Genomic DNA, 25011 nt, shown 5'->3' on the forward strand with positions numbered 1-25011 from the left:
TCTTCATTCCTTCCCGACAGCCGTATTGCCGTCGTCATGCCCGCGCAGACCCGTTAGTCTGCCGGCTTCCAAGATCACCTTGTCCGTCAGGCCACCCTTCGCAAGCGCGCCGTGTATGACATGACTGCGCCCAAAGGACAAACCCAATTCTGATGCGGTCAGGCAGCCGAACCAGCGTCCGCCGGTGGGCGTCCACAGCTTGCCCTTGCCGCGGTCCGACCCGTCGCTGGCCTGAAGCAGCACCTTGGCGCGACCTTCGGCCAGCCAGCCCTTGACCTTTTCGAACCCCGCCACCGCGCGGCCCGATTTCCGCGTCAGCGACACCAGTTCGACCAGCCGGCGGGCGATGCCCGCCTCGACCAGATCGGCCAGGTCTGGGGCCGCCTGAACCGGAGCCTTGGCGGCACGAGAGAACAATCCCTTGGTCACCGCCTTGTTCAGGGCCGCCTTGTCGGCGGCGACCCAGATGCCGCGACCGGGCAGCTTTTCCGCCAGGTCGGGCACGACCTGCCCGTCAGGGCCGATCACGAAACGGATCAGGCCCCGCTTGGGTTGCACCTCGCCGGTGGCGATGCACCGGCGTTCCGGGTCGTCGTCCCGGTCCTTGTCATGTCCACCACGGCTCAATCTGTGCTCCGATCCGGGGCGATCAGGCCCCGGCCTCCTCGTTGTCGTCATCGTCCTGCAGGTCGTCTTCCGCATCCGTGTCGTCCAGCTCGGTCGGATCGACCCAGCCCAGCATCACGCGCGCGGTCATGACCATGGTCTGCGCATCTTCCAGCGTCACGCCATAGGGTTCCAGCAGGCCTTCGTCCTTGACGCGGGCACCGTTGACGGTGGTCCAGCCACCGGCCAGCTCCCAGTCGGCGCAGGTCGCGAAATCTTCCAGCGTCTTGACGTCGTCCTTGGCCAGCGCCTCTACCATCTGGGGTGTCAGACCCTCGAATTCAATGAGGCTGTCCTCGGCGCCCAGGGCACGCGCGGCGTCCAGGGCGGCCTTGTTCTTGGCCTCCAGCACGTCGCGGGCGCGGGCCTGCAGCTCGGCTGCGGTGCCTTCGTCGACCCCGTCGATCGTCAGCAGCTCGTCCTGGTCGACATAGGCGACCTCCTCCAGGTTGGTGAACCCTTCGGCCACCAGCAGTTGGGCGAAGAACTCGTCCAGGTCCAGCTGCTCCATGAACAGCGCGGTGCGGGTGTTGAACTCTGCCTGACGACGCTTGGATTCCTCCTCGTCGGTCAGGATGTCGATATCCAGGCCGGTCAGCTGGCTGGCCAGGCGCACGTTCTGGCCGCGACGGCCGATGGCCAGCGACAGCTGCTCGTCGGGGACGACGACCTCGATCTTGTTGGCCTCCTCGTCGAAGACGACCTTGCTGACCTCGGCGGGCTGCAGCGCGTTGACCAGGAAGGTCGCCTGGTCCTCGTTCCAAGGGATGATGTCGATCTTCTCGCCCTGCAGTTCGCCGACGACGGCCTGCACGCGGCTGCCGCGCATGCCGACGCAGGCGCCGACCGGGTCGATGCTGCCGTCATGGCTGATCACGGCGATCTTGGCGCGCGAACCGGGGTCGCGGGCGACGGCCTTGATCTCGATCACGCCGTCATAGATCTCGGGGACTTCCATCTTGAACAGTTCGGCCATGAACTGCGGGTCGGTGCGCGACAGGAAGATCTGCGGCCCGCGCGTCTCGCGGCGCACGTCCTTGATATAGGCGCGGATGCGGTCGTTCGGACGATAGCTTTCGCGGCCGATCTTCTCGTTGCGGCGCAGGATCGCTTCTCCGCGGCCGACGTCGACGATGATGTTGCCGTATTCCTCGCGCTTGACGACACCGTTGATGATGCTGCCGGCGCGGTCCTTGAATTCCTCGTACTGGCGGTCGCGCTCGGCCTCGCGGACGCGCTGCAGGATCACCTGCTTGGCGGATTGCGCGGCGATGCGGCCCAGTTCGACCGGGGGGACCTGGTCGATGATCTCGTCGCCGATCTGGGGGTTATCCAGATAGGGCTTGGCCTGCTCGACCGTCAGTTCGGCCTGATAGTTCTCGACGGCATCGTCGGCCACGACCGTGCGCACGCGCGTGAAGGTCGCGTTGCCGGTGCGGCGGTCGATCTTGACGCGGATGTCCATCTCCGCGCCGTAGCGGGACTTGGCGGCGCGGGCCAGGCTGTCTTCCATCGCTTCGATGACCAGCTCGGGCTCGATCATCTTCTCGCGGGCGACGGCTTCGGCCGTCTGCAGCAGTTCAAGCTGGTTGGCAGAGGTGATGGCCATCACTCACTCCTTGGGTTGCACGGCGGTCGCGCCGTCATCATCGGTTTCGATCTCGTCGAAGGCGGTTTCGTCCAGGTTGTCGATCTCGACCCCGGCTTCCTTCTTCTGACGCAGCATTTCCTTGATCAGCTCGTCCGTCAGGACCAGCTTGGCATCCGACAGCAGGTCGAAGTCCAGCCCGATCGTGTGGGTCTGGCCCTTGTCCTCGATGTTGATCAGCACCTCGGTGCCCTCGACGCCCGCCAGGACACCCTTGAACTTCTTGCGCCCGTCGATCGCCTGGTTCAGGTCCAGCCGCGCCTCATAGCCCTCGAATGTCCCAAAGTCCTTCAGGCGGGTCAGGGGACGGTCGATGCCGGGGCTGGACACCTCGAGGTGATAGTTGTCCTCGATCGGGTCCTCGACATCCAGCGTGGCGCTGACCGCGGTCGAGATCTGGGCGCAGTCGTCCACGTTGATGCCGCCCTCGGGGCGGTCGGCCATGATCTGCAGCGTGGCGGTCTTGCCGCCCTGCAGGCGGACGCGCACCAGCTCGTATCCCAGATCCTCGATCACCGGGGTGATGATCTCGGCCAGGCGGCGGTCGATCGCGGTCTTGGCGATCAGGTCGTTCGTGACGGGCAGATCGTCGGACATCAGATCCTCTTGGACAGGAAAAAGGGGCCGTCAGCGGGCCCCATGCGGAAGTTCCGGTGGGCAGGGTTTGGACGCCTGCACCGCTGTTGATCGGTCCTATAGCCGGAGACGGGCCCGAATGCAAGCGATCTTAGGCGGCGGGTCCCGGCACGGCAGGGTTGTCGCGCCAGATGCGCCAGTTCAGTCCCGACGCGACGCCAAGCCAGGCCAGATAGGGCAGCAGCATCGCCCCCGCGATCCGGTCCAGCGACCAGAAGGTCACCGTCATGGCCGCGACCGTCACCAGCAACGTGGCGATGATCGCCATGCCCAGGGCCATCCGCCGCGCCCCGAAGAAGACCGGCGTCCACAGCGTGTTCAGTGCGATCTGCGCCGCCCACAGGGCCAGCGCGGCCCCCGCGCCGGGCAGGCCCGCCACCCGCGTCGCGGCCGCGGCCGACAGCAGGTAGATGATCGTCCAGGCCACGGGAAAGGCCCATTTCGGCGGGGTGAAGCCGGGCTTGCGCAGCCCGTCATGCCACGCACCGGGCTTGAAGATGACGCCGGTCGCGGCGGCGGCGACGCTGGCCAGCAGGAAGACCGGGAACAGGATCAACGGGGCGCCCTCCGGCTGCGGTCCTCGTCGCGGATGCCGTCCATGATGGCGGCCAGCTCTGCGGTGATGCGGGGTTCGGAGAGGGCGTGGCCCGATGCCGGGACCAGACGCAGTTCGGCCCGGTCCCACCCCTGGGCCAGCCGGTGCGCGCTGACGGGCGGGCAGACCATGTCATAGCGGCCCTGGACGATGATCGCGGGCAGGTGTTCGATCCGCCCGCGGTCGCGCAGCAGCTGCCCCTCGTCCAGGAAGCAGCTGTTGCTGAAATAGTGATTCTCCAGCCGGGCAAAGGCGCGGGCGTAATCGGCGGGGGCATGGCCCGCGGCCTGCGACTGCAGCCCCGCCAGCGCGTTTTCCCACATCAGCCAGGGCTGCGCGAATCGCGCCTGACGGCCCAGATCGTCGTCGAACAGCCGCCGGTGATAGGCGCCGATCATGTCTTGGCGTTCGGATTCGGGGATCGGCTCCTGGAAGCGCTCCCACAGGTCGGGAAAGAACCGCGCGGCGCCCCCGCCATAGAACCAGTCCAGTTCGGACCGCATCCCCAGGAACACCCCGCGCAGCACCAGCCCGGTGACATGGTCCGGATGCGCCTGCGCATAGGCCAAGGCCAGCGTCGCCCCCCAGCTGCCGCCGAACAGCAGCCAGCGGTCGATGCCAAGGCGCGCGCGGATCAGGGCGATGTCGTCGATCAGATGCGCGGTGGTGTTGGCCCGCACCGACGCGGTGGGCCGCGACCGCCCGCAACCGCGCTGATCGAACAGCACCACGCGGTAATGCGCCGGGTCGAAAAAGCGCCGCATATAGGGGCTGCACCCACCGCCTGGCCCGCCATGCAGCACCAGAACGGGCCGGCCCTGCGGGTTGCCGCATTCCTCGGCGTACAGGATGTGGCCCTCGCCCACGTCGATCTCGTGGCGGGCAAAGGGTTCGACCGCCGGGTGAAGGCGGCCATGTGACGCGGAGATTTGTCCTGCCAATCGGTCCATCCTGCCACTATAAGCACAGACAACGCCGCCCGCCAGAAGGACCGCCCCCCAATGACCACGTCCAGCAGCATCGACCAGGCCGAGATCGCGAAATTCGAGGCGATGGCCGCCGAATGGTGGGACCCCAACGGCAAGTTCCGGCCCCTGCACCTGATGAATCCGCTGCGGCTGGACTATATCCGCGACCAGATCGCGGCCGAATACGGGCGCGACCGGCGCAGCCTGCGGCCCTTCGCGGGGCTGCGGGTGCTGGACATCGGCTGCGGCGGCGGGCTGGCCAGCGAACCGATGGCGCGCTTGGGCGCGGATGTGGTGGGCGCGGATGCGACCCAGGTGAACATCGCCGTGGCCCAGACCCATGCCGATCAGCACGGGCTGGCGATCGATTACCGCGCCGCCACGGCCGAGGCGCTGGTCGCGGCGGGCGAACGCTTTGACGCGGTCCTGGCGCTGGAGATCGTCGAACATGTCGCCGACCCCGCAGCCTTCGTCGCGACCTGCCACGACCTGCTGCGCCCCGGCGGGCTGCTGATCCTGTCGACGCTGAACCGCACCGCGCGCAGCTTCGGCGCGGCGATCATCGGGGCGGAATGGATCATGCGCTGGCTGCCGCGCGGCACGCATGACTGGGCGCGCTTCATCACCCCGGACGAATTGGCCGCCCATGCGCAGGCGGCGGGGCTGATGGTCGCGGACCGCAAGGGGATGGTGTTCAACCCGATCACCTTCGGCTGGTCGATGTCGGAGCGCGACCTGGCGGTGAACTACATCATGACGGCGCGTCGGGCCTGAGGCCTCAGGGCTTGGGCGGGTCGGCCTCCAGCCGCAGGCGCAGCTCGCGCAGGACGGGCAGGGCGCCGCGCACCCGGTCCGCGCCGATGTCGCGCACCACGCCGGCGATCAGCGGCATGAAGCCCGCGATGGCCTGATCGCGCGCCGCCCGGCCCGCCGTGCTGATCGACACGAACTTGCGCCGCGCATCGTCCCAATCGGGGCGGATGTGGACATGGCCCGCCCATTCCAGCCGCGCCAGCGTGTTGGTCATCGCGCCCCGCGTGATGTGGAACGCCGCCGCCAGCTGGGCGGGGGTGCGTTCCTCGTTCACATGGGCCAGAAGGTTCAGCACCGAAAAGTGCGAAATCTGCATCCCCTTGGGCAGCGCCTTGCCGATCAGGTTGCGCGACAGCTGGTCGGCGATCAGCACCTCGGCGAACAGGCTTGCGGCCAACCGGTCGGTGGACCGGGCCTCGGCGGCTTTGTCAGGGTTGGACGCAGGTGTCGTCATGGCCTTCCGGGGCCGCAAAGGGCCTGTCGTGATACAGCGAGGGAATGCGAGACCGTGCCTCATCCACCGCCGAAAGGTCAAGGGATACAATGGTGATGCCGGGATCGTCCCCGCCATCGGCCAGCACCCGGCCCCAGGGGTCGACGACCAGCGAATGGCCGTGGCTGCGCCGGGCGGGGCGGTCCGGGCTGTGGGGCGCGGGGTGGGTGCCGCATTGCGCGGGCGCCAGCACAAAGCACCCGGTCTCGATCGCGCGGGCGCGCAGCAGCGTCTCCCAATGGGCGGCCCCCGTGACCGGGTTGAAGGCCGACGGCACGGTCAGGATGCGCGCGCCCGCCTGCGCCAGCGACCGGTACAGGTGCGGAAAGCGCAGGTCATAGCAGACCGTCATGCCCAGCACCGTCCCGGCCGCGGGGGCCGTGACCGCCCGGTCGCCGGGGCGATAGGCGGCGCTTTCGCGATAGGATTCGGTGTCGCTGATGGTCACGTCGAACATGTGCAGCTTGTCATAGCGCGCCGCGACCGTCCCGTCGGGGGCGATCAGCAGGCTGCGGTTCGCGAAGCGCCCGTCCGCGTCGCCGCTGGCCAGGGCCAGCGATCCGACCAGCAGCCAAATGTCCAACGCCCGCGCCTCGGCCCGCAGGGCGGCCAGGGTCGCGTCCTGATCCTCGGGGCGCAGCAGGGCGGCCTGACGCGTGCGGTCGGGGGATAGCAGGTTCGTCGCCTCGGGCGTCAGGACCAGCCGCGCGCCCCGGCCCGCGGCCTTGCGGATCAGGGCGATCGTAGGGCCAAGATTCGCGGCCGGGTCATCGCCGACCGTCAGCTGGATCAGCCCGACGGTCAGCGCGCCCATCAGGCGGCGCCCTTGAGCAGCGGGTCCAGCTTGCCCGACCGCTCCAGCGCATAGAGGTCGTCGCAACCGCCGACATGCGTGGTGCCCACGAAGATCTGCGGCACGCTGCGCTTGCCCGCGCGTTTCGTCATCTTGTCGCGAAGCGCCGGGTCGGCGCCGACGTCGATTTCCGTATAGGACGCACCCTTCTGGTCCAGAAGCTGCTTGGCGCGGATGCAGAAGGGGCAGGTGCGGGTGGTATAGATCTCGATGCTCATGGCGGTCCTTTTTGGTGGCTGCCCCCTATCTAGTGATCCTTGACCGCGCGTGCCAGCACCGCCACCGAAACCGGTCCCGATCCCGCCGCCAGCAGCGCCAGCGCCGCCGCGTGGATCGTGGCCCCCGACGCCATCACGTCGTCGACCAGCATCACCGGCCGCCCCGCCACGCCTGCCGCGCGACGCGGATGCACGGCCAGGGCGTCCTGCTGGTTGGCATAGCGGTCGGCCACGCCGCGATGGTCCTGCGCCTGCGTGTGGCGCACCCGCACCAGCAGGTCGGCCTGGTGATCCAGCCCCAGGGCGCGCGCCACCCGGCCCGACACCTGCGCGGATTGGTTGTACTTGCGCTTCGCCAGGCGGCGCAGGTGCAGGGGCACCGGGGCCACGATCATGCCGGGCATCGCCAATGGTGCCGCCGCCCGCGCCAGCCACGCGGCCATGGGCGGGGCTAGGTCCAGCCGATCGCCATGCTTCAGCGCCAGGATCAGCCTGCGCGCGGTGCCGCCATAGACCATCGCCGCGCGCCCCCGCGTCCAGGGCCGCACCGCGCCTAGGCAGTCGTCGCAGACCAGCACCATGTCAGTGCCCGACCCGTCATCGGGCAGCGGCGCCCCGCAGCAATCGCAGCAGGCGCCGGTGATGAAGGCAGCCTCGGGCCAGCAGTCGGCGCACAGATGCACGGCGCCCGCGCCCCCGTCGGCCACCCCCGCGCCGCAGGACAGGCATTGGGGCGGATAGAACAGCCGCAGCGCGGCTTTCATCGCCCCCGAAAGCACCTTATGTTCCCGTCCCATGAGTGACCCCAGACCCGCCCTGACCGACCGCATCGCCCTGACCCGCCAGCGCCGCCGCGCCCAACGGGACGGCATGGTCGACCTGTTCCACCAGATCGCCGCCGACGAGATCCACGATAGGCTGGCCGAGGTTAACAGAACCTTTACGGCCCCTGCCCTGGTGACCGGTTTTCCCGACATCTGGGGCCCGCGCTTTCCCGATGCGCGGGTGGTGGCGGATGACCCGGTGCTGGACCTGGAACCAGGCGCGCATGACCTGGTGATCCACGCTCTGTCGCTGCATTGGGCGGACGATCCGGTCGGGCAGATGGTGCAGTGCCGCCGCGCCCTGCGCGAGGACGGGCTGTTCATCGGCGTCCTGTTCGGCGGCCAGACCCTGTCCGAACCCCGCGCCGCCCTGGCCCAGGCCGAAGCCGAGATCACCGGCGGCCTGTCGCCCCGGATCCTGCCGATGGGAGAGATCCGCGACCTGGGCGGCCTGCTGGCCCGTGCGGGACTGGCGTTGCCGGTGGCCGACCTGCTGCCACAGCGCGCCAGCTATCGCGACCTGTTCCATCTGGGCCGCGACCTGCGTGCGATGGGCGAGGGCAACGCCATGGCCGCGCGCCTGCGCCGGCCCACCCCGCGCGCCGTGCTGGCCCGTGCCGCCGATCTGCTGGCCGCCCACAGTCCCGACCGCGACGATCCGTCCCGTGTCGCCGTCACCTTCGATCTGGTCTTTCTGACGGGCTGGGCGCCCTCGGACAGCCAGCCAAAGCCCCTGCGCCCCGGATCGGCCACCACCTCGCTGGCCGATGCGCTGACAAAACTCAGGAAGTCATGATGAGACCCACCCACGCGCCTGCCGACCATCCCGCGGTCAAGCCTGCCAAGACCGGCATCCTGATCGCCAATCTGGGCACGCCGGACGGCTATGACTACTGGTCGATGCGCCGCTATCTGAACGAGTTCCTGTCCGACCGCCGCGTCGTCGACGTGAACCGCCTGATCTGGCAGCCGCTGCTGCAGGGGGTGATCCTGACCAAGCGGCCGTTCAGTTCCGGCAAGAACTACAAGCTGATCTGGAACCACGAGGCGAACGAAAGCCCGCTGCTGACCATCACCAAGGCCCAGACCCGCGCGCTGGCGCAGATGGCGCATGACGAATGGGGCGATCAGGTGATCGTCGATTTCTGCATGCGCTATGGCAATCCATCGACCGAGGACGTGGTGCGACGGATGGTCGATGCGGGCTGTCGGCGGATCGTGTTCCTGCCGCTTTATCCGCAATATGCGGGGCCGACCTCGGCCACGGCGAACGACCAGCTGTTCCGCGTCCTGATGAAGGAGACGTGGCAGCCCGCCGTGCGCACGGTCGAGCCCTATGTGAACCGCCCCGACTACATCAAGGCGCTGGCCGACAGCGTGCGCCGCGCGCTGGACGGCAAGGTGCCCAAGAAGCTGGTCGCCAGCTATCACGGCATGCCCAAGCGGTACCTGATGCAGGGCGATCCCTACCACTGCCAGTGCCAGAAGACGTCGCGCCTGCTGCGCGAGGAGCTGGGCTGGCCCGAGGGGATCATCGACACGACCTTCCAGTCGGTCTTTGGCCGCGAGGAGTGGTTGAAGCCCTATACGGTCGAGCATGTGGCCGAACTGGCCAAGCAGGGCCATACCGACATCGCGGTGATCTCTCCGGCGTTCTCGTCGGACTGCATCGAGACGCTGGAGGAGATCAACGGCGAGATCAAGGAAGCCTTCGAGGAGGCCGGGGGGCACGAATTCCAGTACATCCCCTGCCTGAACGACGACCCCGCCCATATCCGCGTCATGCTGGAGGTGGTGCGCGAGAACATCGGCGGCTGGGTGCAGCCGCGCTGAGCGTCGGCGCGTTCACGCCAAGTTGGGTTTGATCCGGTGCGAGGCATTGGATAGGACTAGGCCATGTGCGCGAGGAGAGTGGCCGGAACATGAAGAAAATCAACGCGCTTGCGATTCTGGGCCTGATCGTGCTGGGTGCGTGCGGCCCACGCAACCTGGCGCCTGCGCCGATGGCCATGCCCATGGACCCGGCCGCGGTGGCGGCCCCGGTGGTCGACGACAACGCGGCCATCGCGGGGCGGGTGCTGCAGCAGATCAACACGCTGCGCGGCAATATCGGCCTGTCCCCGCTGCAGCCCAGCCCCGCGCTGGAGGCGGCGTCGCTGGTCCATTCGCGCGACATGTCGGCCCAGAACCGGGCCTGGCACTGGGGGTCGGACGGATCGTCGCCCCTGGACCGGGCGCAGCGTCAGGGGTTCGGCGGAGAGATCATCGGCGAGAACATCTCGGAGACCTACGAGAACGAGATCGAGACGCTGGCCGCATGGATGTCCACGCGCGACACCCGCGACGTGATCATGGACCCGACCGCGACGCAGCTGGGCTTTGCCTGGTTCAAAGAGCCGTCGGGCAAGGTCTGGTGGACGCTGCTGACCGGACGCTAGGCCTCGGGCGGCCCCCATGCGGGGCCGCATCGGTCACGGGGGTCAGGGATAGATGACGACCGGCGTGCCGGGCATCAGCATCGCATAGATTTCCTGGATTTCCTCGTCGGTGACGGCGATGCAGCCGGCCGTCCAGTCGCGCTGGCGGGGGAACAGGTTGTTGCCCTGGGGTCCGCGGCCGTGGATGAAGATGTCACCGCCCGGATCCATGCCGTACTGCTCGGCGAAGGCGCGGTCGTTGGGGTTCGGATACGAGATGCCCACCGACAGGTGGAACGCGCTGCGCGGGTTGAAGCGGTCGATGTAATAGACGCCTTCGGGGGTCTTGCCGTCACCCGAGAACTGCTTGTGTCCCACCGGCTGGTTGCCCAGGCTGATGTCATAGGACCGGACCGGCGTGCTGCCGCTGAACAGGTGCATGCGACGCTGACCCTTGTTCACCTGCACCTGGGTGATCGGCGGCCCGGAATAGCGCTGAAACTTGCTAGGTTGCTGCGGTTTTCCACAGGCAGCCAGCAGGGCCAGCATCGAAATCGTGAACGTCCGACGGGTGGTTCTGATCATCACTGCCTCTGAAGCGTTTTTGATTTTTTATGGGCCCGGAATATCACGGATACACCATGCCTGCCTAGCGGTGCGTTAACGCCGCCACCAGTTCGACATGCGGGGAAAACCGGAACTGGTCGACCACCCACAGTCGATCGATGCCATAGCCGGCATCGGCCAGAATCCGCGCATCCTTGGCAAAACTGACCGGGTCACAGGACACGGCCGCCACCACCGGGACGCGAGCAGCGGCGATCTGACGCATCTGCGCCTCGGCCCCGGCGCGGGGCGGGTCGATCACGATCGCGTCAAACCGGGACAGTTCATCGGGCATCAGCGGCCTGCGGGCCAGATCGCGGACCTCGGTCGTGACATGGTTCAGGCCGGACGTGGCCCGCCACGCCGAATCAAGGGCGGACAAGGGTGCGGCCAGCCCCTCGACCGCATGGACGGAGGCCCGTTCCGCCAAAGGCAGCGTGAAGGTCCCGCAGCCCGCGAAAAGATCGGCGACCTTTGACGCGCCCGCCACGGTGTCGCGCACCGCAGCCAGCAGTGCGGCCTCGCCCTGGGCGGTGGCCTGCAGGAAGGCACCGGGCGGGGGGACGACATGCGCGCGCCCCATCGGCAGGGCGGGCACGCGGCGGGTGATGGCCTGGCCATCCCAGTCCAGCCGCGCCAGATCGCCCTCGTCCGCGAGGGCGGCCAGAGCCTGGAACAGCGCAGGGTCCATCGGCTTGCCGCCACGCACGGCGACGTCCAGCCCGGCCGGACCATGGATGACGACCAGCGACAGTTCCGCCGCGCGCGACGCCCCGGCGATGACGATGCGGCGCAGCAGCGGCAGCGCGGACAGGATCTGCGGGCGCAGCACGTGGCATTCGGTCAGATCGACGATCACGTCGGATGCGCGGCCATGAAACCCCACGGTCGCACCCTTCTTCGTGCGCCGCCCCGACAGCACGGCCCTGCGGCGGCTGTTCGGCGCCGACACGTGGACCTGCGGCAGGGGCGCCGCGATCCCCTGGGCCGCCAGCGCGGTCTGCACGACCTGGGTCTTCCAGGCGGTGGTGAAGGCGTCGGTCGCGTGCATCAGCGAACAGCCCCCGCAGGCGCGGTAATGGCCGCAGACGGGGCGGATGCGGTCCGGGGACGGGGTGACGATGCGCGGGGCGGCGATGCGGCCGTCCAGGACCTCGCCCTCGACGACCTCTCCGGGCAGGACCAGGGGGGCCAGCGCGCGGGCGTCGCCCGACAGGGCCACGCCGTCGCCCTTGCGGCCAAGCCGCTCGATCGTCCATTGGGTCATTCGGCAGCCTCTTCGGTGCCCAGGAAACCGCCCGACTGGCGGTTCCAGTAGCGGGCATAGCGGCCGTCGCGGGCCAGCAGGTCGTCATGACCGCCCTGTTCGACGATGCGCCCGTCCTCGATCACCAGAATGCGGTCCAGTTCGGCGATGGTGGACAGGCGGTGCGCGATGGCCAGCACGGTCTTGCCGCGCATGGCGCGGGTCAGGGCATCCTGGACCTGGGCCTCGACCTCGCTGTCCAGCGCACTGGTCGCCTCGTCCAGGACCAGGATCGGCGCGTCCTTGAGGAAGGCGCGGGCCAGGGCGATGCGCTGGCGCTGGCCGCCCGACAGCTTGACGCCCCGTTCGCCCAGATAGGCGTCATACCCGGTGCGGCCCGCGTAATCCTCCAGCGTCAGGATGAAGTCATGCGCCTCGGCCGCCTTGGCGGCGGCCACGACCTCGTCCTGCGTCGCGTCGTGGCGACCGTACAGGATGTTGTCGCGGGCGGATCGGTTGAACATGGCAGTGTCCTGGGTGACCATCGCCACCTGGCGGCGCAGGCTTTCCTGGGTCACATCGCGCAGGTCGTGGCCGTCGATGCGGATGGTGCCCTGTTCAACGTCGTAGAGCCGCAGCAGCAGGCCGACCAGCGTGGTCTTGCCCGCGCCGGACGCGCCGACGATGCCGATCTTCTCTCCGGCCGGGATGGTCAGGGTCAGGTCGCGGATGCCGCCCGCGTCGCGGCCATAGGCGAATTCGACATGGTCGAACTCGATCCGGCCCTGCACGCGCGACAGCGTCCGGGCGCCGGGGCGGTCGGTCAGGGCATGGGGCGGGGACAGGGTCTTCATCCCGTCCTCGACCTCTCCGATGCTGCCCCACATGCCCATCAGGGCCATGCTGACCCACCCGGTCATCTGCGACAGGCGCATGGCGATCGCACCGCTGGCGGCGACATCGCCCACGGTCGCGGTGCCGTCGCGCCACAGCAGGATCGCGCCGCCCACCAGGATCACCGGCAGGATCCCCGCCACGACCATCAGAGACAGCCGGAACCAGGTCGAGACGACGCCGAAATCCAGCGCGCGTTCGCGAAACCCCGCCATCGCGCCCAATGCGGCCTGATCCTCATGCTGGGCATGGGCGAACAGCTTGACCGTCTTGATGTTGGTGATGGTGTCGACGACCTGTCCGGTGACATTGGCCCGCGCCGATGCGCGCGCGCCCGATTTCGCGCGGATGCGCGGCAGGAAGAACCGGATCAGCGCGAAATAGGCCGCCAGCCAGACCAGCAGCGCCACCGCGCCCCAGCCATCGACGGCCAGCAGGAATGCCGCCGATCCCAGTACGGATGCCAGGGCGAATGCCACCACGTTCACCATCTCGGATGCGACATCGGTCACCGCGCGCGCGGTCTGCATCTGCTTTTGCGCCAGCCGCCCGGCAAAGTCGTTGTCAAAGAAGGTGACCGCATGTCCCATCGTCCATCGGTGCAGGCGCGACAGCACCAGCGGCAGGATGTTCGGCCCGATGATCACGTTCGAGCTGGCCGTGGACAGGCCATAGATCGCCGGGCGCACCACCAGGAAGAACCCCGTGAACAGCGCGACCAGGCCCCAGTTCTGGTCCCAGAAGACGTCGGGCGCGCTGGTCGTGACCGCATCGACGACCATCCCCAGCAGCAGCGCCGAGACGACATCCGCCACCCCGCCCAAGGCGGAGGCGATGGCGGCAAACCCAAGCCCCGGCCAAGCGCCCGACAGACACCAACGGAAGAAGGCCATCAGCGTGGCGGGCGGCGCGCCCTCGGCCGGGCGAAAGGCGTCGACCATGCGGCCGAAGCGGGTGTGCAGGCTCATTCGTCGTCCTTCCCGGCCAGGCGGGCCGCGTCGATCAGGGCAGGGGCGGGCAGGGTGAAGGCCGACGCGATCCACGCCTCCTCCGCGGCCTTCAGGGCCCGTCCCAAGGCAGGCCCCTGCAGCGGGGCCAGGTCGGCTGCGGCCACGGGCAGGGGGGACCGGGTCGCCCGCGCGATGCGGGCCTGCCAGTCGGGGGGCAGCGGGTGGCCGTCGGCGGCCATCAGGGCGGCATGGTCGGTCGCGGCATCCGCGCCCAGGTGCCATGCGGCGCGGTCCAGCGACCAGCCGCGTGCCCGGTCAAGCGCCGCCAACGCGCGCTGATCGGCGCGCGACAGGCGCAGGTCGGGCTGGACCGGACCAAGCGCCGCCAGACGGCGCAGCCAGCCGCCGGGCGCGGGTTCGGCGTCCAGCAGCGCCTGCAGGCGCGCGGCATCGGCACCGGGCAGCAACTGATGCAGCACCCCCGTCCGGTCCATCAGCGCGACCGCCGGGCCGGGGTCGGGCGCGTCCAGCAGTTTCTTCAGTTCCGCCCCGATGCGTTCGCGGGCGATGCGCGACAGGCCGTCGCGATGCGCGCCGCAGGCGGCGACGGCGGCCGGGTCGGCATCCTGCCCGTAGCGGGCCAGGAAACGGAAGAAGCGCAGGATGCGCAGGTAATCCTCGGTGATCCGCGCGTGGGCGTCTCCGACAAAGCGCAGGCGACGCGCGGCCAGATCGGGCAGGCCGCCCATCGGATCGATCACCACCCCGTCGCGGCCCGCGTAAAGCGCGTTGATCGTGAAATCGCGCCGCGCCGCGTCCTGGGCCAGGTCGGTCGAGAACGCGACCACGGCATGGCGACCGTCGGTGTCGACGTCCCGGCGAAAGGTCGTGACCTCGAACCCGCGCCCGCCGGCGATCAGCGTCACGGTGCCGTGGTCGATGCCCGTGGGCACCGCGCGCAGGCCCGCAGCCTGCGCCAGCCGGGTCACCCTGTCGGGCAGGGCGTCGGTCGCGATGTCGATGTCGTCGATGGGTTGGTCCAACAGCGCGTTGCGCACCGCGCCGCCCACCAGATAGGCGTGATCGCCCTCTGCCTGCAGCGCGTCCAGCACCCGGATCAGGGCGGCATCCTCCAGCACATGCGCGGGCAACCGGGTCATAGGCGCCGCGCCAGTCCCAGCAGGATGCGCGCGGTCGCGCCCCACAGGTAATAGGGCCCGAACGGCGCCGCGTGATAGCTGCGCCAGCCGCCGCGCCAGCGCCGGCGTTCGACACGATACCGGGCGGGGTCGGCGACATGCGCAAAGGGCAGGTCGAACGCCTCCTGCACCTCTCCGGCCTCGGGGACGGGGGCGAAGGGGCCGTCGATCACGGCCAGGACCGGGGTCACGGAAAAGCCTGTGACGGTCCGGTGCGGCGGCAGGCAGCCCAGCACGCGCACCTGGGCGGGGTCCAGGCCGATCTCCTCGCGCGCCTCGCGCAGGGCGGCGGCGACGGCATCGGCGTCGCCCGGATCGACCTTGCCGCCGGGCAGGGCGATCTGGCCGGGGTGGTGGCGCAGCCCCGACGCGCGCTTGGTCAGGACCAGGCGCCCGTCATCGGCGCGAAACGCCGCCAGCACCCCCGCCGGGCGCAGGGGCGCGTCCGGCGGCGCGGCTTCGGGGTTCAGGTCATAGTCAGAGCTGGGATCCGCCGCGCGACGCAGGGCGTCGCGCAGGCGGGATTCGGACCACTCCGTCACTCGGCCGCCTTGTCGCTGTCGCTGTCGGGCAGGGGGTTGCCGTCGGCATCCACCGTCGCCTCGAAGCCCAGGCTTTGCGGGTCGAAGACGTAATGCGCGCCGCAGAACTGGCAATCGGCGGTCACGGTCCCCTCCGGGGTGGTCATGTGTGCGATGTCCTTGGCCGAATAGATCGAAAGCGTGCCCCGCACCCGGTCGGCGTCGCAGGAACAGCCGAACTCCACCCGATGCGCGTCGAAGACCCGCGGCGTCTCCTCGTGGAACAGGCGCAGCAGCAGGTCGGTCGGGCCGACGGTGGGGCCGATCAGCTCCAGCGTCTCGACCGTGTCCAGCAGGATGTTGGCCCGGCTCCAATCCTCGGATTCCGCGCCCTGCAGGATGTCGGCCGCCTCGATCAGCCCGCCCTCGCCGCTGCCGCCCTCGGTCGGCTGCGCCGGATTGCCGGGCAAAGTCTGCAGCATCATGCCGCCGGCGCGCCACTGCGCGTCCTGACCGGACAGGCGCGACTGACCCGATGCCAGCTGGAACCGCGTCGGCAGCTGTTCGGATTGCGCGAAATAGGTCTGCGCGCAGGCCGACAGCGACCCGCCCGTCAGCGGCGTGATGCCCTGATAGGGGGTGCTGCCCGGTCCCTGGTCGATCAGGATGGCGAAATAGCCCTCTCCGATCTGCTCGAAGGGGGCGCGGGCATCCAGGCGATCGGGGTCGAAGCTGGCCCAGGCCCGGATGCGGGCGGGCTTGCCCACGCCCTCGGGGGCGAAGTAGTCGGCGGCCAGCGTGCGGATCGCGCCGTTGCCGCGCACCTGCAGGCTCAGCTTCCAGCGCAGCTTGACGGTCGGGCCGATCAGCGCGGTCAGCAGCGCGATCTCGGCGACCATGGCGCTGACGGCGGGCGGATAGTCGTGACGCGACAGGATATGGTCCAAGACCCCGTCCAGACGCACCACGCGGCCCCGGATGGAGCTGCGGTCAAGTTGAAAGGGCAGTACGGTGTCGTCCCAGGCGATCTGGTTGATCTTGCTCATGATTGATCCTTGAGGTGGTGTCGGCGCCGACATTGCGCGCCCGGTTGCGCCCAATATAAGGCATTTTCCGCCGATCCCAAGGGGGCCCGGGCACGCCGCTTTCCACCGCGCCCCGGCCGGGCTATCACGGGCGGGCAATCAGGCAGGTGCCCCATGATCCCGCGTTTCGGACAACCGCCGCTGACCGGACCCCGCTATCGCCGCAGGCCCGGCGCCTATGCGATCCTGTGGCGCGACGGGCGCATCCTGCTGACGCATCAGCAGGCGCCCGAACCTGAATTCCAGCTGCCCGGCGGCGGCATCGACCCCGGAGAGCACGCCTTGGCGGCCCTGCACCGCGAGGTGGCCGAGGAGACCGGCTGGACCATCGGCGCGCCGCGCTATCTGGGCAGCTATCGGCGGTTCTGCTTCATGCCCGATTACGACATGCACGCCGAAAAGCGCTGTCAGATCTGGGTGGCACGGCCGATCAGCCGCCTGTCGCCGCCGACCGAACCGGGACACAGTGCGCATTGGATGACGCCCGCGCAGGCGATGGACGCGCTGGCTGATTCGGGGTCGCGTGCGGCGCTGTCGGGGTGGCTGGCGGGACGCTAGCCGTCGTCCAGGCGGATGACCTTGCCGGAGCCACGAAACTCGACCAGCACCGCGGACATGTCGTCCTGCCGTTCGCCGCGGCAATATTCCGACACCGACCAGGCCATCGATTCCAGAAAGGAATGGCCGTTCAGGAAAGCGTTGGTGCGCATCACCGCCTCAAGCCCGTCATTGCCCAGTTGGCGGCCGTTGGGGGTCGTGGCCTCGGTGATGCCGTCGGATGCGATCAGCAGACGGTCGCCGGGACCAAGGGTGATGTCGATCTCGTCGAAGAGCGGGCTTTCGAAGACGCCGATCGGCATGCCGCCCGCGCCCAGATGCGTCACCGTGCCGTCGGCCCGTTGCAGCGAGGGGTGGGGGTGCCCCGCCTGGACCATGCGCAGGTGCCCTGTCATGTGGTTCAGCTCGGCATAGATCATGGTGAAGTAGGTGTCGGTGTTCATCTCCTCCAGCATCATCGTGTTGAAGAAATGTGCCAGCGCCGCCGGCCCCCCCGCATCCGCCCCGCCAAGCGCGCCGCGCAGCGCGATGTTCTGGTCGGACGACCCCGACAGGTGCACCGACAGCTGCGCCGTCAGCAGTGCCGCGGTCACGCCATGCCCTGATACGTCCAGCGCATAGAGGCCAAGCCTGTCGTCGCCGATGGGAAAGAACCCCACCAGGTCGCCGCCGATATGGCCCGCTGGGCGCAACAGCAGGCTGATCTCGATCTGGCCGAACCGCCCGGAGCGTTCGCGCACCAGCCCCTGCTGCAGCTTGCGCGCCTCGCGCAGGTCGCGTTCCATCGCGGCCTGGGTCTCGGACAGCTGCGACAGGGCCTGGCGCAGCTGGGTGTTGCTGGCGCGCAGCTCCTCCTCGATGCGCAGGATGCGCTCGCCGGCGGCAAGGCGCGCCAGCAGTTCCTGGGGCGCCACGGGCTTGGTCAGGAAATCGTCGGCGCCGGCCTGCAACCCCTCGGTGATGGCATGGGCGTCGGCATTCGACGTCAGCAGCACGAAATAGCCATAGTTCGGGCGCGACAACTGGCGGAACGCGGCGCAGAACTGCAGGCCGGTCATCTCGGGCATCACCCAGTCCGACAGCACGAGGTCCGGGGCCAGCCTTTCGCACAGCTGCAGCGCCTCGGCCCCGTTGGCGGCCTCGACCACGTCATAGCCGCCGCGTTTCAGCAGCCGCGCCAGCAGCCGGCGTTGCGCGGCGCTGTCATCGACCAGCAGCACCAGCCGCTTCTGCTTGGGCGGTGCCGTGTCGGAGAGGGGAGAGGGGCGATTCGCGGCTGTCATGGGACCATGCATAGCGTGCCGGTCGTAAATTTCGGGTAAACCGCCCCGTTTCCCGCGGTTAAACTTTTCGCAAGGCGACCGCGCTAGACAGGGGCATGTCAGCGATTCGAAGGGTTTGGGGAATGATCGATTGGAACCGCGTGATCGAGCTGCGCGACGAGCTTGGCCCCGAGGAGCTTTTGCCCATCATCGACATGATCCTGGTCGAGATCGAGGCGCATCTGTTCGCGTTGGACAGCCGCACCCTGCACCTGGCCGAGGACCTGCACCTGCTGCGCGGCCTGGCGCTGAACATCGGCTTCACCGAGTTCTGCGCCCAGTGCCTGCGCGCCGAACAGCAGCTGGCCCGCGGCGACCAGACGGCCCTGGCCCCCGCGGCGCTGCGCGCCAGCTTCGGCCATACAAAGCAGCTGTTCCTGCGCGACCTGCCGCATGTGATGGACGGCGACCAGGGCGGTCAAGTCGCCGCCCGCGCGTCGTGATCAGACCAGCAGTTCCGACAGGATGCCGTCGTTCGTGATGTCGCGATAGGCAAAGCCCGACCGGTCCAGTCGCGTCATCAGCGTGATCAAGTTGGCCGGGTCCGACGTCTCGATCCCGATCAGAACCGAACCGAAGTTGCGGGCGGATTTCTTGAGGTATTCGAACCGCGCGATGTCGTCGTTCGGTCCCAGCAGGTCCAGGAAATCGCGCAGCGCGCCGGGGCGCTGCGGCATGCGCAGCACGAAATACTTCTTCACGCCCTGGAACCGCTGGGCCCGCTCCTTGACCTCGGGCAGGCGCTCGAAGTCGAAATTGCCGCCCGAACAGACCGCGACGACGGTCTTGCCGGACAAGTCGCCCAGATCGCCCAGCACGTCCAACGCCAGCGCGCCCGCGGGTTCCAGCACCACGCCTTCGGTGTTCAGCATCTCCAGCATGGTGCGGCAGATGCGGTCCTCGGGGGCCAGATAGACGTCGGCGGGGGTAAAGCGCTGCAGCGCCTCGAAGGGCAGGGCCCCGATGCGCGCGACCGCGGCACCGTCGACGAAGCTGTCCACCGCCGGCAGGGCCACGGGCGCCCCCTCCTGCAATGCGGCCTTGAGGCTGGCGCCGCCCAGGGGTTCGGCAAAGGCAAAGCGGGTGTCCGGCGCCTGGGTCGCCAGCAGCTTGGTGACGCCGGCAGACAGGCCGCCCCCGCCCACGGGCAGCACGACCAGGTCGGGCGCGCGGCCAAGCTGCGCCAGCATCTCCATACCGACGGTCGCCTGCCCCTCGATCACGTCGGGGGCGTCGAAGGGCGACAGGAACTGCGCGCCCTGTTCGGCGCAGAAGGCCTGGGCCGCGGCCAGGGTCTGGTCGAAATAGTCGCCCTTCAGCACGATCTCGATCGCGTCTCCGCCGAACATGCGGGTCTTGTCGATCTTCTGTCCCGGCGTGGTGATCGGCATGAAGATCGTGCCACGCGCGCCGAAATGGCGGCAGGCATAGGCCACGCCCTGGGCATGGTTCCCCGCACTGGCGCAGACGAAATGCCCGGGCGCGCCGGGCGTGACCTGCTTGCGCATTGCGTTGAACGCCCCGCGCAGCTTGTAGCTGCGTACGGGGGTCAGGTCCTCGCGCTTGAGCCAGATGTCGGCGCCGTATTTCGCCGACAGATGGTCGTTGCGTTGCAGGGGTGTAGGCTCGAACAGGTCGCGAAGCGCGGCCTCGGCCAGACGGACGGCGGCGACAAAGTTTTCCATGCCCCGCCCATGCCGCGAAACGGGCCTGTTGGCAAGGGTCAGCGCAGCGCGCGACCCTCGACGAAATGCCCCTAGAGCGTGGTGATGATCGACAGCGACAGCAGGGTGCCCAGCCAGGCAGCCAGAAGCGTGGCCACCAGCCCCACCAGACCGGGGATCTGCGACGCAAGGTTCAGAATGGTCTGCAGGATCTGGCTGAACACGGCCAGAAGGAGCAGGGTGCCCAGACAGGATTCCGTCCCCTTCCAGCCGGTCGTCAGCGGCTTTGCGGCGCCGATGGCCGCCCCGGCCAGCCCTGTTCCAAGGCGCAGGCCGATGATGGCCACCGCGATCCCGATGATCAGGCTGGCCAGCATGGTGACGTAGATGCTGCCGTTCAAAGCCGAGGTCAGCGCCACGATGAGGATCATGGGCATGAAGACGATCAGCATGATGACAAGGCTCATCCTGACCGCCGCCCAGAAATAGCGCGCCTCGGAACCTCCGATGCTGCGAAAGACCTGCGGGCGTTCCCCCAGGAGGACGTGACGATGCCAGGATGCAGCCAGGCTGACGAAGGCCAGCACGAAGGTCGCGACGATCGCCACTGCCACCACTGCGACAATGATCCCGGGCGGATCGCCGACCGCTAGGGCCTGGCGCGCGGCCATCCCGATGCCGATGCCGAGGACGGCCAGCAACAGCGGCAGAAACGACAGCGTCAGCGCCGCGCCCAGATTGCCGGTCAGCTGCAGAATGGAATGGCGGAGAAGGCGAAAGGCTAGCATCAAATCACTCGTTTGAAATCGCCCAGACCCTAATCGCCCCCGAACCCTTGTGACAACGCGCAAATCGCCGTATTCCCGCTGAAACTTCGACGAAGGGTTAACCGCATGTCCGACGCGCCGAAAAAAGTCGTCCTCGCCTATTCGGGGGGGCTTGATACCTCGATCATCCTGAAATGGCTGCAGACCGAATATGGCTGCGAGGTGGTGACCTTCACCGCCGATCTGGGCCAGGGCGAGGAGCTGCAACCCGCGCGCCAGAAGGCCGAGATGCTGGGCATCGCGCCCGAGAACATCCACATCGTCGACGTGCGCGAGGAATTCGTGCGCGATTTCGTCTTCCCGATGTTCCGGGCCAATGCGCTCTATGAGGGGCTGTATCTGCTGGGCACGTCGATCGCGCGGCCGCTGATCTCGCAGCATCTGGTGCGGATCGCGCAGGAATCGGGCGCGGATGCGGTGGCGCATGGCGCGACCGGCAAGGGCAACGACCAGGTCCGGTTCGAGCTCAGCGCCTATGCGCTGGACCCGTCGATCAAGGTGATCGCGCCTTGGCGGGAATGGGACCTGACCAGCCGCACCAAGCTGATCGAGTTCGCCGAGAAGAACCAGATCCCCATCGCCAAGGACAAGCGCGGCGAGGCGCCCTTCAGCGTGGACGCGAACCTGCTGCATACGTCCAGCGAGGGCAAGGCGCTGGAGAACCCGGCCGAGGCCGCGCCCGACTACGTCTATCAGCGCACGGTGAACCCCGAGGACGCGCCGGATCAGCCGGAATTCATCGAGATCACCTTCGAGAAGGGCGACGCGGTGGCGATCAACGGCGAGGCCATGTCGCCCGCCACGATCCTGACCAAGCTGAACGAGCTGGGCGGCCGTCACGGCATCGGCCGTCTGGATTTCGTCGAGAACCGCTTCGTCGGCATGAAGTCGCGCGGCATCTACGAGACGCCGGGCGGCACGGTCCTACTGGAAGCCCATCGCGGGATCGAGCAGATCACGCTCGACAGTGGCGCGGGCCACCTAAAGGATTCGATCATGCCGCGCTATGCGGAGCTGATCTACAACGGCTTCTGGTTCTCCCCCGAGCGCGAGATGCTGCAGGCCCTGATTGACAAGAGCCAGGAGCATGTGACCGGCACGGTGCGGCTGAAGCTCTACAAGGGTCTGGCGACCTGCGTGGGCCGCTGGTCGGATCACTCGCTGTACAGCGAGGCGCATGTGACCTTCGAGGACGACGCCGGCGCCTATGACCAGAAGGACGCGGCGGGCTTCATCCGCCTGAACGCGCTGCGCCTGAAGCTGATCGCGAACCGCAACGCCCGCGTGGCGAAATGACCGCCGGGGCCGCACGCATCGCCATCGTGACCGTCAGCGACCGCGCGTCGCGAGGCGAGTACGAGGACAAGGGCGGCCCCGGCGCCGAGGCCTGGCTGCGGGGTGTCGTCMCCTCGCCCATGACCATCGACCGCCACATCATCCCCGATGGCCGCGACAGCGTGGCCAGCACCCTGCGCGACCTGGCCGACGGCGGCGCGGACCTGATCCTGGTCACCGGCGGCACCGGCCCCGCACCGCGCGACCTGACACCCGAGGCCGTGGCCGACGTTATGGACAAGGAACTGCCCGGCTTCGGAGAGGAGATGCGCCGCGCCTCGCTGCGCGAGGTGCCGACCGCCATCCTGTCGCGCCAGACCGCGGCGATCCGCGGGCGCAGCCTGATCATCACCATCCCCGGCAAGCCTTCGGCCATCGCCACCTGCCTGGATGCGGTCTTTGCCGCTGTCCCCTACTGCCTGGACCTGATGGGTGCGGCGCGCATCGAGACCGATCCTGCACGAATCCAGGCCTTTCGTCCCAAATCGGCCTGACCGCCCGCATGTGCTGGCAAAGGGGGTATTTGGACAAAGGAGACTGACTTCTTCTTTGTCCAAATACCCGAAAGCGCCTAGCCGCCGAACAAACGCAGGGCCAGCGGGGCGATGATCGCCGTCAGCACCGCATTCAGGCCCATGCCGATGCCCGAAAACGCGCCTGCCGTGGCGTTCACCTGGAACGCCCGAGCCGTGCCGATGCCATGCGCGGCGACGCCCACCGCAAATCCGCGCGCGCGCCAGTCGCGGATCTTCATCGCGTTCAGCAGAGGCGTGACCATGATCGCGCCGAAGATGCCCGTCAGCAGAACCAGCGCCGCGGTCAGCGTAGGCTGACCGCCCAGCTGTTCGGCGATGCCGATGGCCACCGGCGCGGTGGTGGATTTCGGTGCAAGCGAGGCCAGGACCGATCCCTCGATCCCGAAGGCGCGGGCGATCAGCAGGGCCGAGACGACTGCGACGCCCGATCCGGCCAGCAACCCTGCCAGCATCGGCCACGCCGCGCGCCGCACGCGGGGCAGGTTGTCATAAAGCGGCAGCGCCAGCGCCACGGTGGCCGGTCCCAGCATGAAATGCACGAACTGCGCGCCGTCGAAATAGGTGGCGTAGTCGGTCCCCGTCATCCCCAGCAGCACCGCCAGCAGGATCACCGCGATCAGCACGGGGTTGGCCCAGCTGGCGCGGCCCAGCCTGCGCGACACCGCATCGCCCGCCAGGTAAGCGACCAGCGTGGCGGTCAGCCACAACAGCGGCCCCTGCGCCAGATAGGACCAGATCAGGACCGGATCACTCACGCCCCTGGTCCCTCAGGGCGGCGCGTTCCTCGGATCCGGCCAGGCGGGCCACCGCGGTGAAGGCCCAAGCCCCTGCGGCGATGGCCAGCACCGTCGATCCCGTCAGGGCGGCGGCCAGCCCCAGCCCCTGTTCGCGCAGCAGATCCCAGTGGGCCACGATGCCAACGCCCGCAGGCACGAAGAACAGCGACAGATGCGACAAGAGTCCCGTCGCCGTGGGGCGGATCGCCTGCGCCAGGTCGGGGCGCAGGATGAAGGCCGCGACCATCGCGATCAGTCCGACCACCGGGCCGGGCAGGGGCAGGCCCAAGCCGCGCGAGGTGATCTCTCCGATCAGCTGGAACGTCAGGATGATGGCAAGGCTGCGGATCATGCCGCCAGAGTAGCGTGCGGCCCCCGGTCGCGCCAGTGGCGACGCCGCGCATCTTGTGGATAAGTATCCCGGCGGGGCGACATCTTGCGGTCCGGTTGACTTGTCCCCCCTGCGGATGGACAATCCGCCAGCCTTTTCGAATCTGGACCCGACCCCTTGCGCTTTGACCGCCTGCGACTGAACGGCTTCAAGAGCTTCGTGGACCCGACCGATCTGGTCATCCGCGAGGGGCTGACGGGCGTGGTCGGGCCGAACGGCTGCGGCAAGTCCAACCTGCTGGAGGCCCTGCGTTGGGTCATGGGCGAAAACCGCCCTACCGCGATGCGCGGCGAGGGGATGGAGGACGTGATCTTTGCGGGCACCACGCGTCGCAATGCCCGTGCCCATGCCGAAGTTTCGCTGAGCGTCGACAACCGCGATCGTCTGGCGCCTGCGGGCTTCAACGAGGACGACCAGTTCGACATCACCCGTCGCATCACCCGCGACGCGGGCAGCGCCTACAAGATCGCCGGCAAGGACGTGCGGGCGCGCGATGTGCAGATGCTGTTCGCGGATGCCTCGACCGGGGCGCACAGCCCGGCACTGGTGCGTCAGGGCCAGATCAGCGAGCTGATCAGCGCCAAGCCCAAGTCGCGTCGCCGCATCCTGGAGGAGGCGGCGGGGATCTCGGGGCTTTACGCGCGCCGCCACGAGGCGGAGCTGAAGCTGAACGGGGCCGAAGGCAACCTGACGCGCGTCGACGACACGCTGGACCAACTGTCGTCCCAGGCCGCGACCCTGGCCCGGCAGGCGCGTGCGGCGGCGAAGTACCGCGAGATCGGCGCCGCGCTGCGGCTGGCCGAAGGGCTGCTGCTGTATCGCCGCTGGTCGGATGCCGAGGCTGCGCGCCTTGCCGCGGCGCAGGCCCTGAGCGAGGCGGTGAAGGCCGCCGGTCAGGCGGGTGCCGCCGCCGATGCCGCCGTCCTGCGGCGGACCGAGACCGAGGCCGCGCTGCCGCCGCTGCGCGAGG

At 68.7% G+C, this 25011-nt stretch carries 29 protein-coding genes; 9 read left to right on the forward strand and 20 right to left on the reverse strand.

The features are described 5' to 3' along the window. Nucleotides 1–3: 3 nt before the first annotated feature. The 5 genes from GBO37_RS08670 to pip form a co-directional block, all read right to left on the reverse strand. Complete coding sequence (locus GBO37_RS08670) at nt 4–627, reverse strand: RNA-binding protein (RefSeq protein WP_045981736.1); 624 nt, start codon at nt 625–627, stop codon at nt 4–6. 22 nt (nt 628–649) lie between these two features. After that, nucleotides 650–2275, reverse strand: a complete 1626-nt coding sequence (nusA, locus tag GBO37_RS08675) for a transcription termination factor NusA (protein WP_045981735.1) — start codon at nt 2273–2275, stop codon at nt 650–652. A gap of 3 nt (nt 2276–2278) precedes the next feature. After that, nucleotides 2279–2911 carry a ribosome maturation factor RimP gene (gene rimP / locus GBO37_RS08680; RefSeq protein WP_045999958.1) on the reverse strand — a complete coding sequence of 211 codons (633 nt, stop codon included), beginning with the start codon at nt 2909–2911 and terminating at the stop codon, nt 2279–2281. 130 nt (nt 2912–3041) lie between these two features. After that, nucleotides 3042–3506 (reverse strand): TspO/MBR family protein, encoded by a 465-nt coding sequence (locus tag GBO37_RS08685; protein WP_256480375.1) that lies wholly within the window; start codon nt 3504–3506, stop codon nt 3042–3044. Beyond that, nucleotides 3503–4495 carry a prolyl aminopeptidase gene (pip, locus tag GBO37_RS08690; protein WP_252928423.1) on the reverse strand — a complete coding sequence of 331 codons (993 nt, stop codon included), beginning with the start codon at nt 4493–4495 and terminating at the stop codon, nt 3503–3505. Before pip ends, GBO37_RS08685 begins: the two co-directional genes overlap by 4 nt. A 51-nt stretch (nt 4496–4546) precedes the next feature. Here pip and ubiG point away from each other — a divergent pair, with 51 nt between their 5' ends. Next, entirely contained in the window at nt 4547–5287 is a 741-nt protein-coding gene (gene ubiG / locus GBO37_RS08695; RefSeq protein WP_252928425.1) for a bifunctional 2-polyprenyl-6-hydroxyphenol methylase/3-demethylubiquinol 3-O-methyltransferase UbiG, read from the forward strand. Between the two features lie 4 nt (nt 5288–5291). On the opposite strand, the gene GBO37_RS08700 is transcribed toward ubiG, so the two are convergent. Genes GBO37_RS08700 through GBO37_RS08715 form a run of 4 tightly spaced genes read right to left on the reverse strand, consistent with a single transcriptional unit; the run spans nt 5292 to nt 7654 of the window. Continuing rightward, on the reverse strand, nt 5292–5780 hold the full coding sequence (locus GBO37_RS08700) for a MarR family winged helix-turn-helix transcriptional regulator (RefSeq protein ID WP_252928428.1): 489 nt from the start codon (nt 5778–5780) through the stop codon (nt 5292–5294). After that, nucleotides 5755–6624 (reverse strand): carbon-nitrogen hydrolase family protein, encoded by an 870-nt coding sequence (locus GBO37_RS08705; RefSeq protein WP_252928468.1) that lies wholly within the window; start codon nt 6622–6624, stop codon nt 5755–5757. The genes GBO37_RS08700 and GBO37_RS08705 overlap by 26 nt, the downstream gene beginning before the upstream one ends. An 8-nt stretch (nt 6625–6632) precedes the next feature. Beyond that, entirely contained in the window at nt 6633–6890 is a 258-nt protein-coding gene (gene grxC / locus GBO37_RS08710) for a glutaredoxin 3 (protein ID WP_045981364.1), read from the reverse strand. A gap of 29 nt (nt 6891–6919) precedes the next feature. Next, complete coding sequence (locus GBO37_RS08715) at nt 6920–7654, reverse strand: ComF family protein (protein ID WP_252928430.1); 735 nt, start codon at nt 7652–7654, stop codon at nt 6920–6922. A gap of 31 nt (nt 7655–7685) precedes the next feature. Between GBO37_RS08715 and GBO37_RS08720 the strand changes: the two genes are divergently transcribed. From GBO37_RS08720 to GBO37_RS08730, 3 genes are all read left to right on the forward strand, one after another. Further along, the gene (locus GBO37_RS08720; RefSeq protein ID WP_127897820.1) at nt 7686–8510 is read left to right on the forward strand and encodes an SAM-dependent methyltransferase; all 825 of its coding nucleotides are present in this window, start codon (nt 7686–7688) and stop codon (nt 8508–8510) included. Then, nucleotides 8507–9547 (forward strand): ferrochelatase, encoded by a 1041-nt coding sequence (hemH, locus tag GBO37_RS08725; protein WP_252928432.1) that lies wholly within the window; start codon nt 8507–8509, stop codon nt 9545–9547. The genes GBO37_RS08720 and hemH overlap by 4 nt, the downstream gene beginning before the upstream one ends. A gap of 89 nt (nt 9548–9636) precedes the next feature. Next, nucleotides 9637–10152: a CAP domain-containing protein gene (locus tag GBO37_RS08730; protein ID WP_045981360.1), complete on the forward strand. Its 516-nt coding sequence runs from the start codon at nt 9637–9639 to the stop codon at nt 10150–10152. A gap of 42 nt (nt 10153–10194) precedes the next feature. Here GBO37_RS08730 and GBO37_RS08735 read toward each other — a convergent pair whose 3' ends face one another. The 6 genes from GBO37_RS08735 to GBO37_RS08760 form a co-directional block, all read right to left on the reverse strand. After that, the gene (locus tag GBO37_RS08735) at nt 10195–10716 is read right to left on the reverse strand and encodes a murein L,D-transpeptidase family protein (protein WP_045981359.1); all 522 of its coding nucleotides are present in this window, start codon (nt 10714–10716) and stop codon (nt 10195–10197) included. A gap of 64 nt (nt 10717–10780) precedes the next feature. Beyond that, nucleotides 10781–12004 carry a class I SAM-dependent RNA methyltransferase gene (locus tag GBO37_RS08740; protein ID WP_252928434.1) on the reverse strand — a complete coding sequence of 408 codons (1224 nt, stop codon included), beginning with the start codon at nt 12002–12004 and terminating at the stop codon, nt 10781–10783. Beyond that, nucleotides 12001–13845 carry an ABC transporter ATP-binding protein gene (locus GBO37_RS08745; protein WP_252928436.1) on the reverse strand — a complete coding sequence of 615 codons (1845 nt, stop codon included), beginning with the start codon at nt 13843–13845 and terminating at the stop codon, nt 12001–12003. The genes GBO37_RS08740 and GBO37_RS08745 overlap by 4 nt, the downstream gene beginning before the upstream one ends. Further along, nucleotides 13842–14987 carry a CCA tRNA nucleotidyltransferase gene (locus tag GBO37_RS08750; RefSeq protein WP_252928439.1) on the reverse strand — a complete coding sequence of 382 codons (1146 nt, stop codon included), beginning with the start codon at nt 14985–14987 and terminating at the stop codon, nt 13842–13844. The genes GBO37_RS08745 and GBO37_RS08750 overlap by 4 nt, the downstream gene beginning before the upstream one ends. Further along, a complete protein-coding gene (locus GBO37_RS08755) occupies nt 14984–15568 on the reverse strand; it encodes a CoA pyrophosphatase (RefSeq protein ID WP_245008374.1) in 585 nt (194 codons plus the stop codon). Before GBO37_RS08755 ends, GBO37_RS08750 begins: the two co-directional genes overlap by 4 nt. Then, nucleotides 15565–16593, reverse strand: a complete 1029-nt coding sequence (locus tag GBO37_RS08760; RefSeq protein WP_252928441.1) for an Hsp33 family molecular chaperone HslO — start codon at nt 16591–16593, stop codon at nt 15565–15567. The genes GBO37_RS08755 and GBO37_RS08760 overlap by 4 nt, the downstream gene beginning before the upstream one ends. Before the next feature lie 153 nt (nt 16594–16746). Between GBO37_RS08760 and GBO37_RS08765 the strand changes: the two genes are divergently transcribed. After that, nucleotides 16747–17190 (forward strand): NUDIX domain-containing protein, encoded by a 444-nt coding sequence (locus GBO37_RS08765; protein ID WP_252928444.1) that lies wholly within the window; start codon nt 16747–16749, stop codon nt 17188–17190. On the opposite strand, the gene GBO37_RS08770 is transcribed toward GBO37_RS08765, so the two are convergent. After that, nucleotides 17187–18473, reverse strand: coding sequence for a PP2C family protein-serine/threonine phosphatase (locus GBO37_RS08770; protein WP_252928446.1), 1287 nt, complete (start codon nt 18471–18473; stop codon nt 17187–17189). The two genes, GBO37_RS08765 and GBO37_RS08770, sit on opposite strands and share 4 nt — an antisense overlap. A 122-nt stretch (nt 18474–18595) precedes the next feature. Between GBO37_RS08770 and GBO37_RS08775 the strand changes: the two genes are divergently transcribed. Then, complete coding sequence (locus tag GBO37_RS08775; protein WP_252928448.1) at nt 18596–18955, forward strand: Hpt domain-containing protein; 360 nt, start codon at nt 18596–18598, stop codon at nt 18953–18955. On the opposite strand, the gene ilvA is transcribed toward GBO37_RS08775, so the two are convergent. Both ilvA and GBO37_RS08785 read right to left on the reverse strand, forming a co-directional pair. Continuing rightward, on the reverse strand, nt 18956–20197 hold the full coding sequence (gene ilvA, locus GBO37_RS08780) for a threonine ammonia-lyase IlvA (protein WP_252928450.1): 1242 nt from the start codon (nt 20195–20197) through the stop codon (nt 18956–18958). A 71-nt stretch (nt 20198–20268) separates the two neighbouring features. Next, complete coding sequence (locus tag GBO37_RS08785; RefSeq protein WP_252928452.1) at nt 20269–20964, reverse strand: hypothetical protein; 696 nt, start codon at nt 20962–20964, stop codon at nt 20269–20271. A 78-nt stretch (nt 20965–21042) separates the two neighbouring features. Between GBO37_RS08785 and GBO37_RS08790 the strand changes: the two genes are divergently transcribed. Together GBO37_RS08790 and mog are read left to right on the forward strand one after the other, a co-directional pair. Beyond that, nucleotides 21043–22299 carry an argininosuccinate synthase gene (locus tag GBO37_RS08790; RefSeq protein ID WP_371927527.1) on the forward strand — a complete coding sequence of 419 codons (1257 nt, stop codon included), beginning with the start codon at nt 21043–21045 and terminating at the stop codon, nt 22297–22299. Then, on the forward strand, nt 22296–22832 hold the full coding sequence (gene mog / locus GBO37_RS08795; RefSeq protein ID WP_252928458.1) for a molybdopterin adenylyltransferase: 537 nt from the start codon (nt 22296–22298) through the stop codon (nt 22830–22832). The genes GBO37_RS08790 and mog overlap by 4 nt, the downstream gene beginning before the upstream one ends. A 77-nt stretch (nt 22833–22909) precedes the next feature. Here mog and GBO37_RS08800 read toward each other — a convergent pair whose 3' ends face one another. Further along, complete coding sequence (locus tag GBO37_RS08800; protein WP_252928460.1) at nt 22910–23629, reverse strand: LrgB family protein; 720 nt, start codon at nt 23627–23629, stop codon at nt 22910–22912. After that, entirely contained in the window at nt 23622–24002 is a 381-nt protein-coding gene (locus tag GBO37_RS08805; RefSeq protein ID WP_252928462.1) for a CidA/LrgA family protein, read from the reverse strand. Before GBO37_RS08805 ends, GBO37_RS08800 begins: the two co-directional genes overlap by 8 nt. 156 nt (nt 24003–24158) lie before the next feature. Here GBO37_RS08805 and GBO37_RS08810 point away from each other — a divergent pair. Further along, on the forward strand, nt 24159–25011 hold an 853-nt coding region (locus tag GBO37_RS08810), incomplete at its 3' end, for an AAA family ATPase (protein WP_252928464.1).

This window comes from Paracoccus sp. 08, from assembly GCF_024105395.1.
Classification (GTDB): Bacteria; Pseudomonadota; Alphaproteobacteria; order Rhodobacterales; family Rhodobacteraceae; genus Paracoccus; species Paracoccus marcusii.

Coding starts and splice junctions, on each gene's coding strand:
- nusA (WP_045981735.1), bottom strand. CDS start 2,275: ATGGCCATCACCTCTGCCAACCAGCTTGAACTGCTGCAGACGGCCGAA.
- rimP (WP_045999958.1), bottom strand. CDS start 2,911: ATGTCCGACGATCTGCCCGTCACGAACGACCTGATCGCCAAGACCGCG.
- pip (WP_252928423.1), bottom strand. CDS start 4,495: ATGGACCGATTGGCAGGACAAATCTCCGCGTCACATGGCCGCCTTCAC.
- ubiG (WP_252928425.1), top strand. CDS start 4,547: ATGACCACGTCCAGCAGCATCGACCAGGCCGAGATCGCGAAATTCGAG.
- GBO37_RS08700 (WP_252928428.1), bottom strand. CDS start 5,780: ATGACGACACCTGCGTCCAACCCTGACAAAGCCGCCGAGGCCCGGTCC.
- grxC (WP_045981364.1), bottom strand. CDS start 6,890: ATGAGCATCGAGATCTATACCACCCGCACCTGCCCCTTCTGCATCCGC.
- GBO37_RS08715 (WP_252928430.1), bottom strand. CDS start 7,654: ATGAAAGCCGCGCTGCGGCTGTTCTATCCGCCCCAATGCCTGTCCTGC.
- GBO37_RS08720 (WP_127897820.1), top strand. CDS start 7,686: ATGAGTGACCCCAGACCCGCCCTGACCGACCGCATCGCCCTGACCCGC.
- hemH (WP_252928432.1), top strand. CDS start 8,507: ATGATGAGACCCACCCACGCGCCTGCCGACCATCCCGCGGTCAAGCCT.
- GBO37_RS08730 (WP_045981360.1), top strand. CDS start 9,637: ATGAAGAAAATCAACGCGCTTGCGATTCTGGGCCTGATCGTGCTGGGT.
- GBO37_RS08735 (WP_045981359.1), bottom strand. CDS start 10,716: ATGATCAGAACCACCCGTCGGACGTTCACGATTTCGATGCTGGCCCTG.
- GBO37_RS08740 (WP_252928434.1), bottom strand. CDS start 12,004: ATGACCCAATGGACGATCGAGCGGCTTGGCCGCAAGGGCGACGGCGTG.
- GBO37_RS08745 (WP_252928436.1), bottom strand. CDS start 13,845: ATGAGCCTGCACACCCGCTTCGGCCGCATGGTCGACGCCTTTCGCCCG.
- GBO37_RS08750 (WP_252928439.1), bottom strand. CDS start 14,987: ATGACCCGGTTGCCCGCGCATGTGCTGGAGGATGCCGCCCTGATCCGG.
- GBO37_RS08760 (WP_252928441.1), bottom strand. CDS start 16,593: ATGAGCAAGATCAACCAGATCGCCTGGGACGACACCGTACTGCCCTTT.
- GBO37_RS08765 (WP_252928444.1), top strand. CDS start 16,747: ATGATCCCGCGTTTCGGACAACCGCCGCTGACCGGACCCCGCTATCGC.
- GBO37_RS08770 (WP_252928446.1), bottom strand. CDS start 18,473: ATGACAGCCGCGAATCGCCCCTCTCCCCTCTCCGACACGGCACCGCCC.
- GBO37_RS08775 (WP_252928448.1), top strand. CDS start 18,596: ATGATCGATTGGAACCGCGTGATCGAGCTGCGCGACGAGCTTGGCCCC.
- ilvA (WP_252928450.1), bottom strand. CDS start 20,197: ATGGAAAACTTTGTCGCCGCCGTCCGTCTGGCCGAGGCCGCGCTTCGC.
- GBO37_RS08785 (WP_252928452.1), bottom strand. CDS start 20,964: ATGCTAGCCTTTCGCCTTCTCCGCCATTCCATTCTGCAGCTGACCGGC.
- GBO37_RS08805 (WP_252928462.1), bottom strand. CDS start 24,002: ATGATCCGCAGCCTTGCCATCATCCTGACGTTCCAGCTGATCGGAGAG.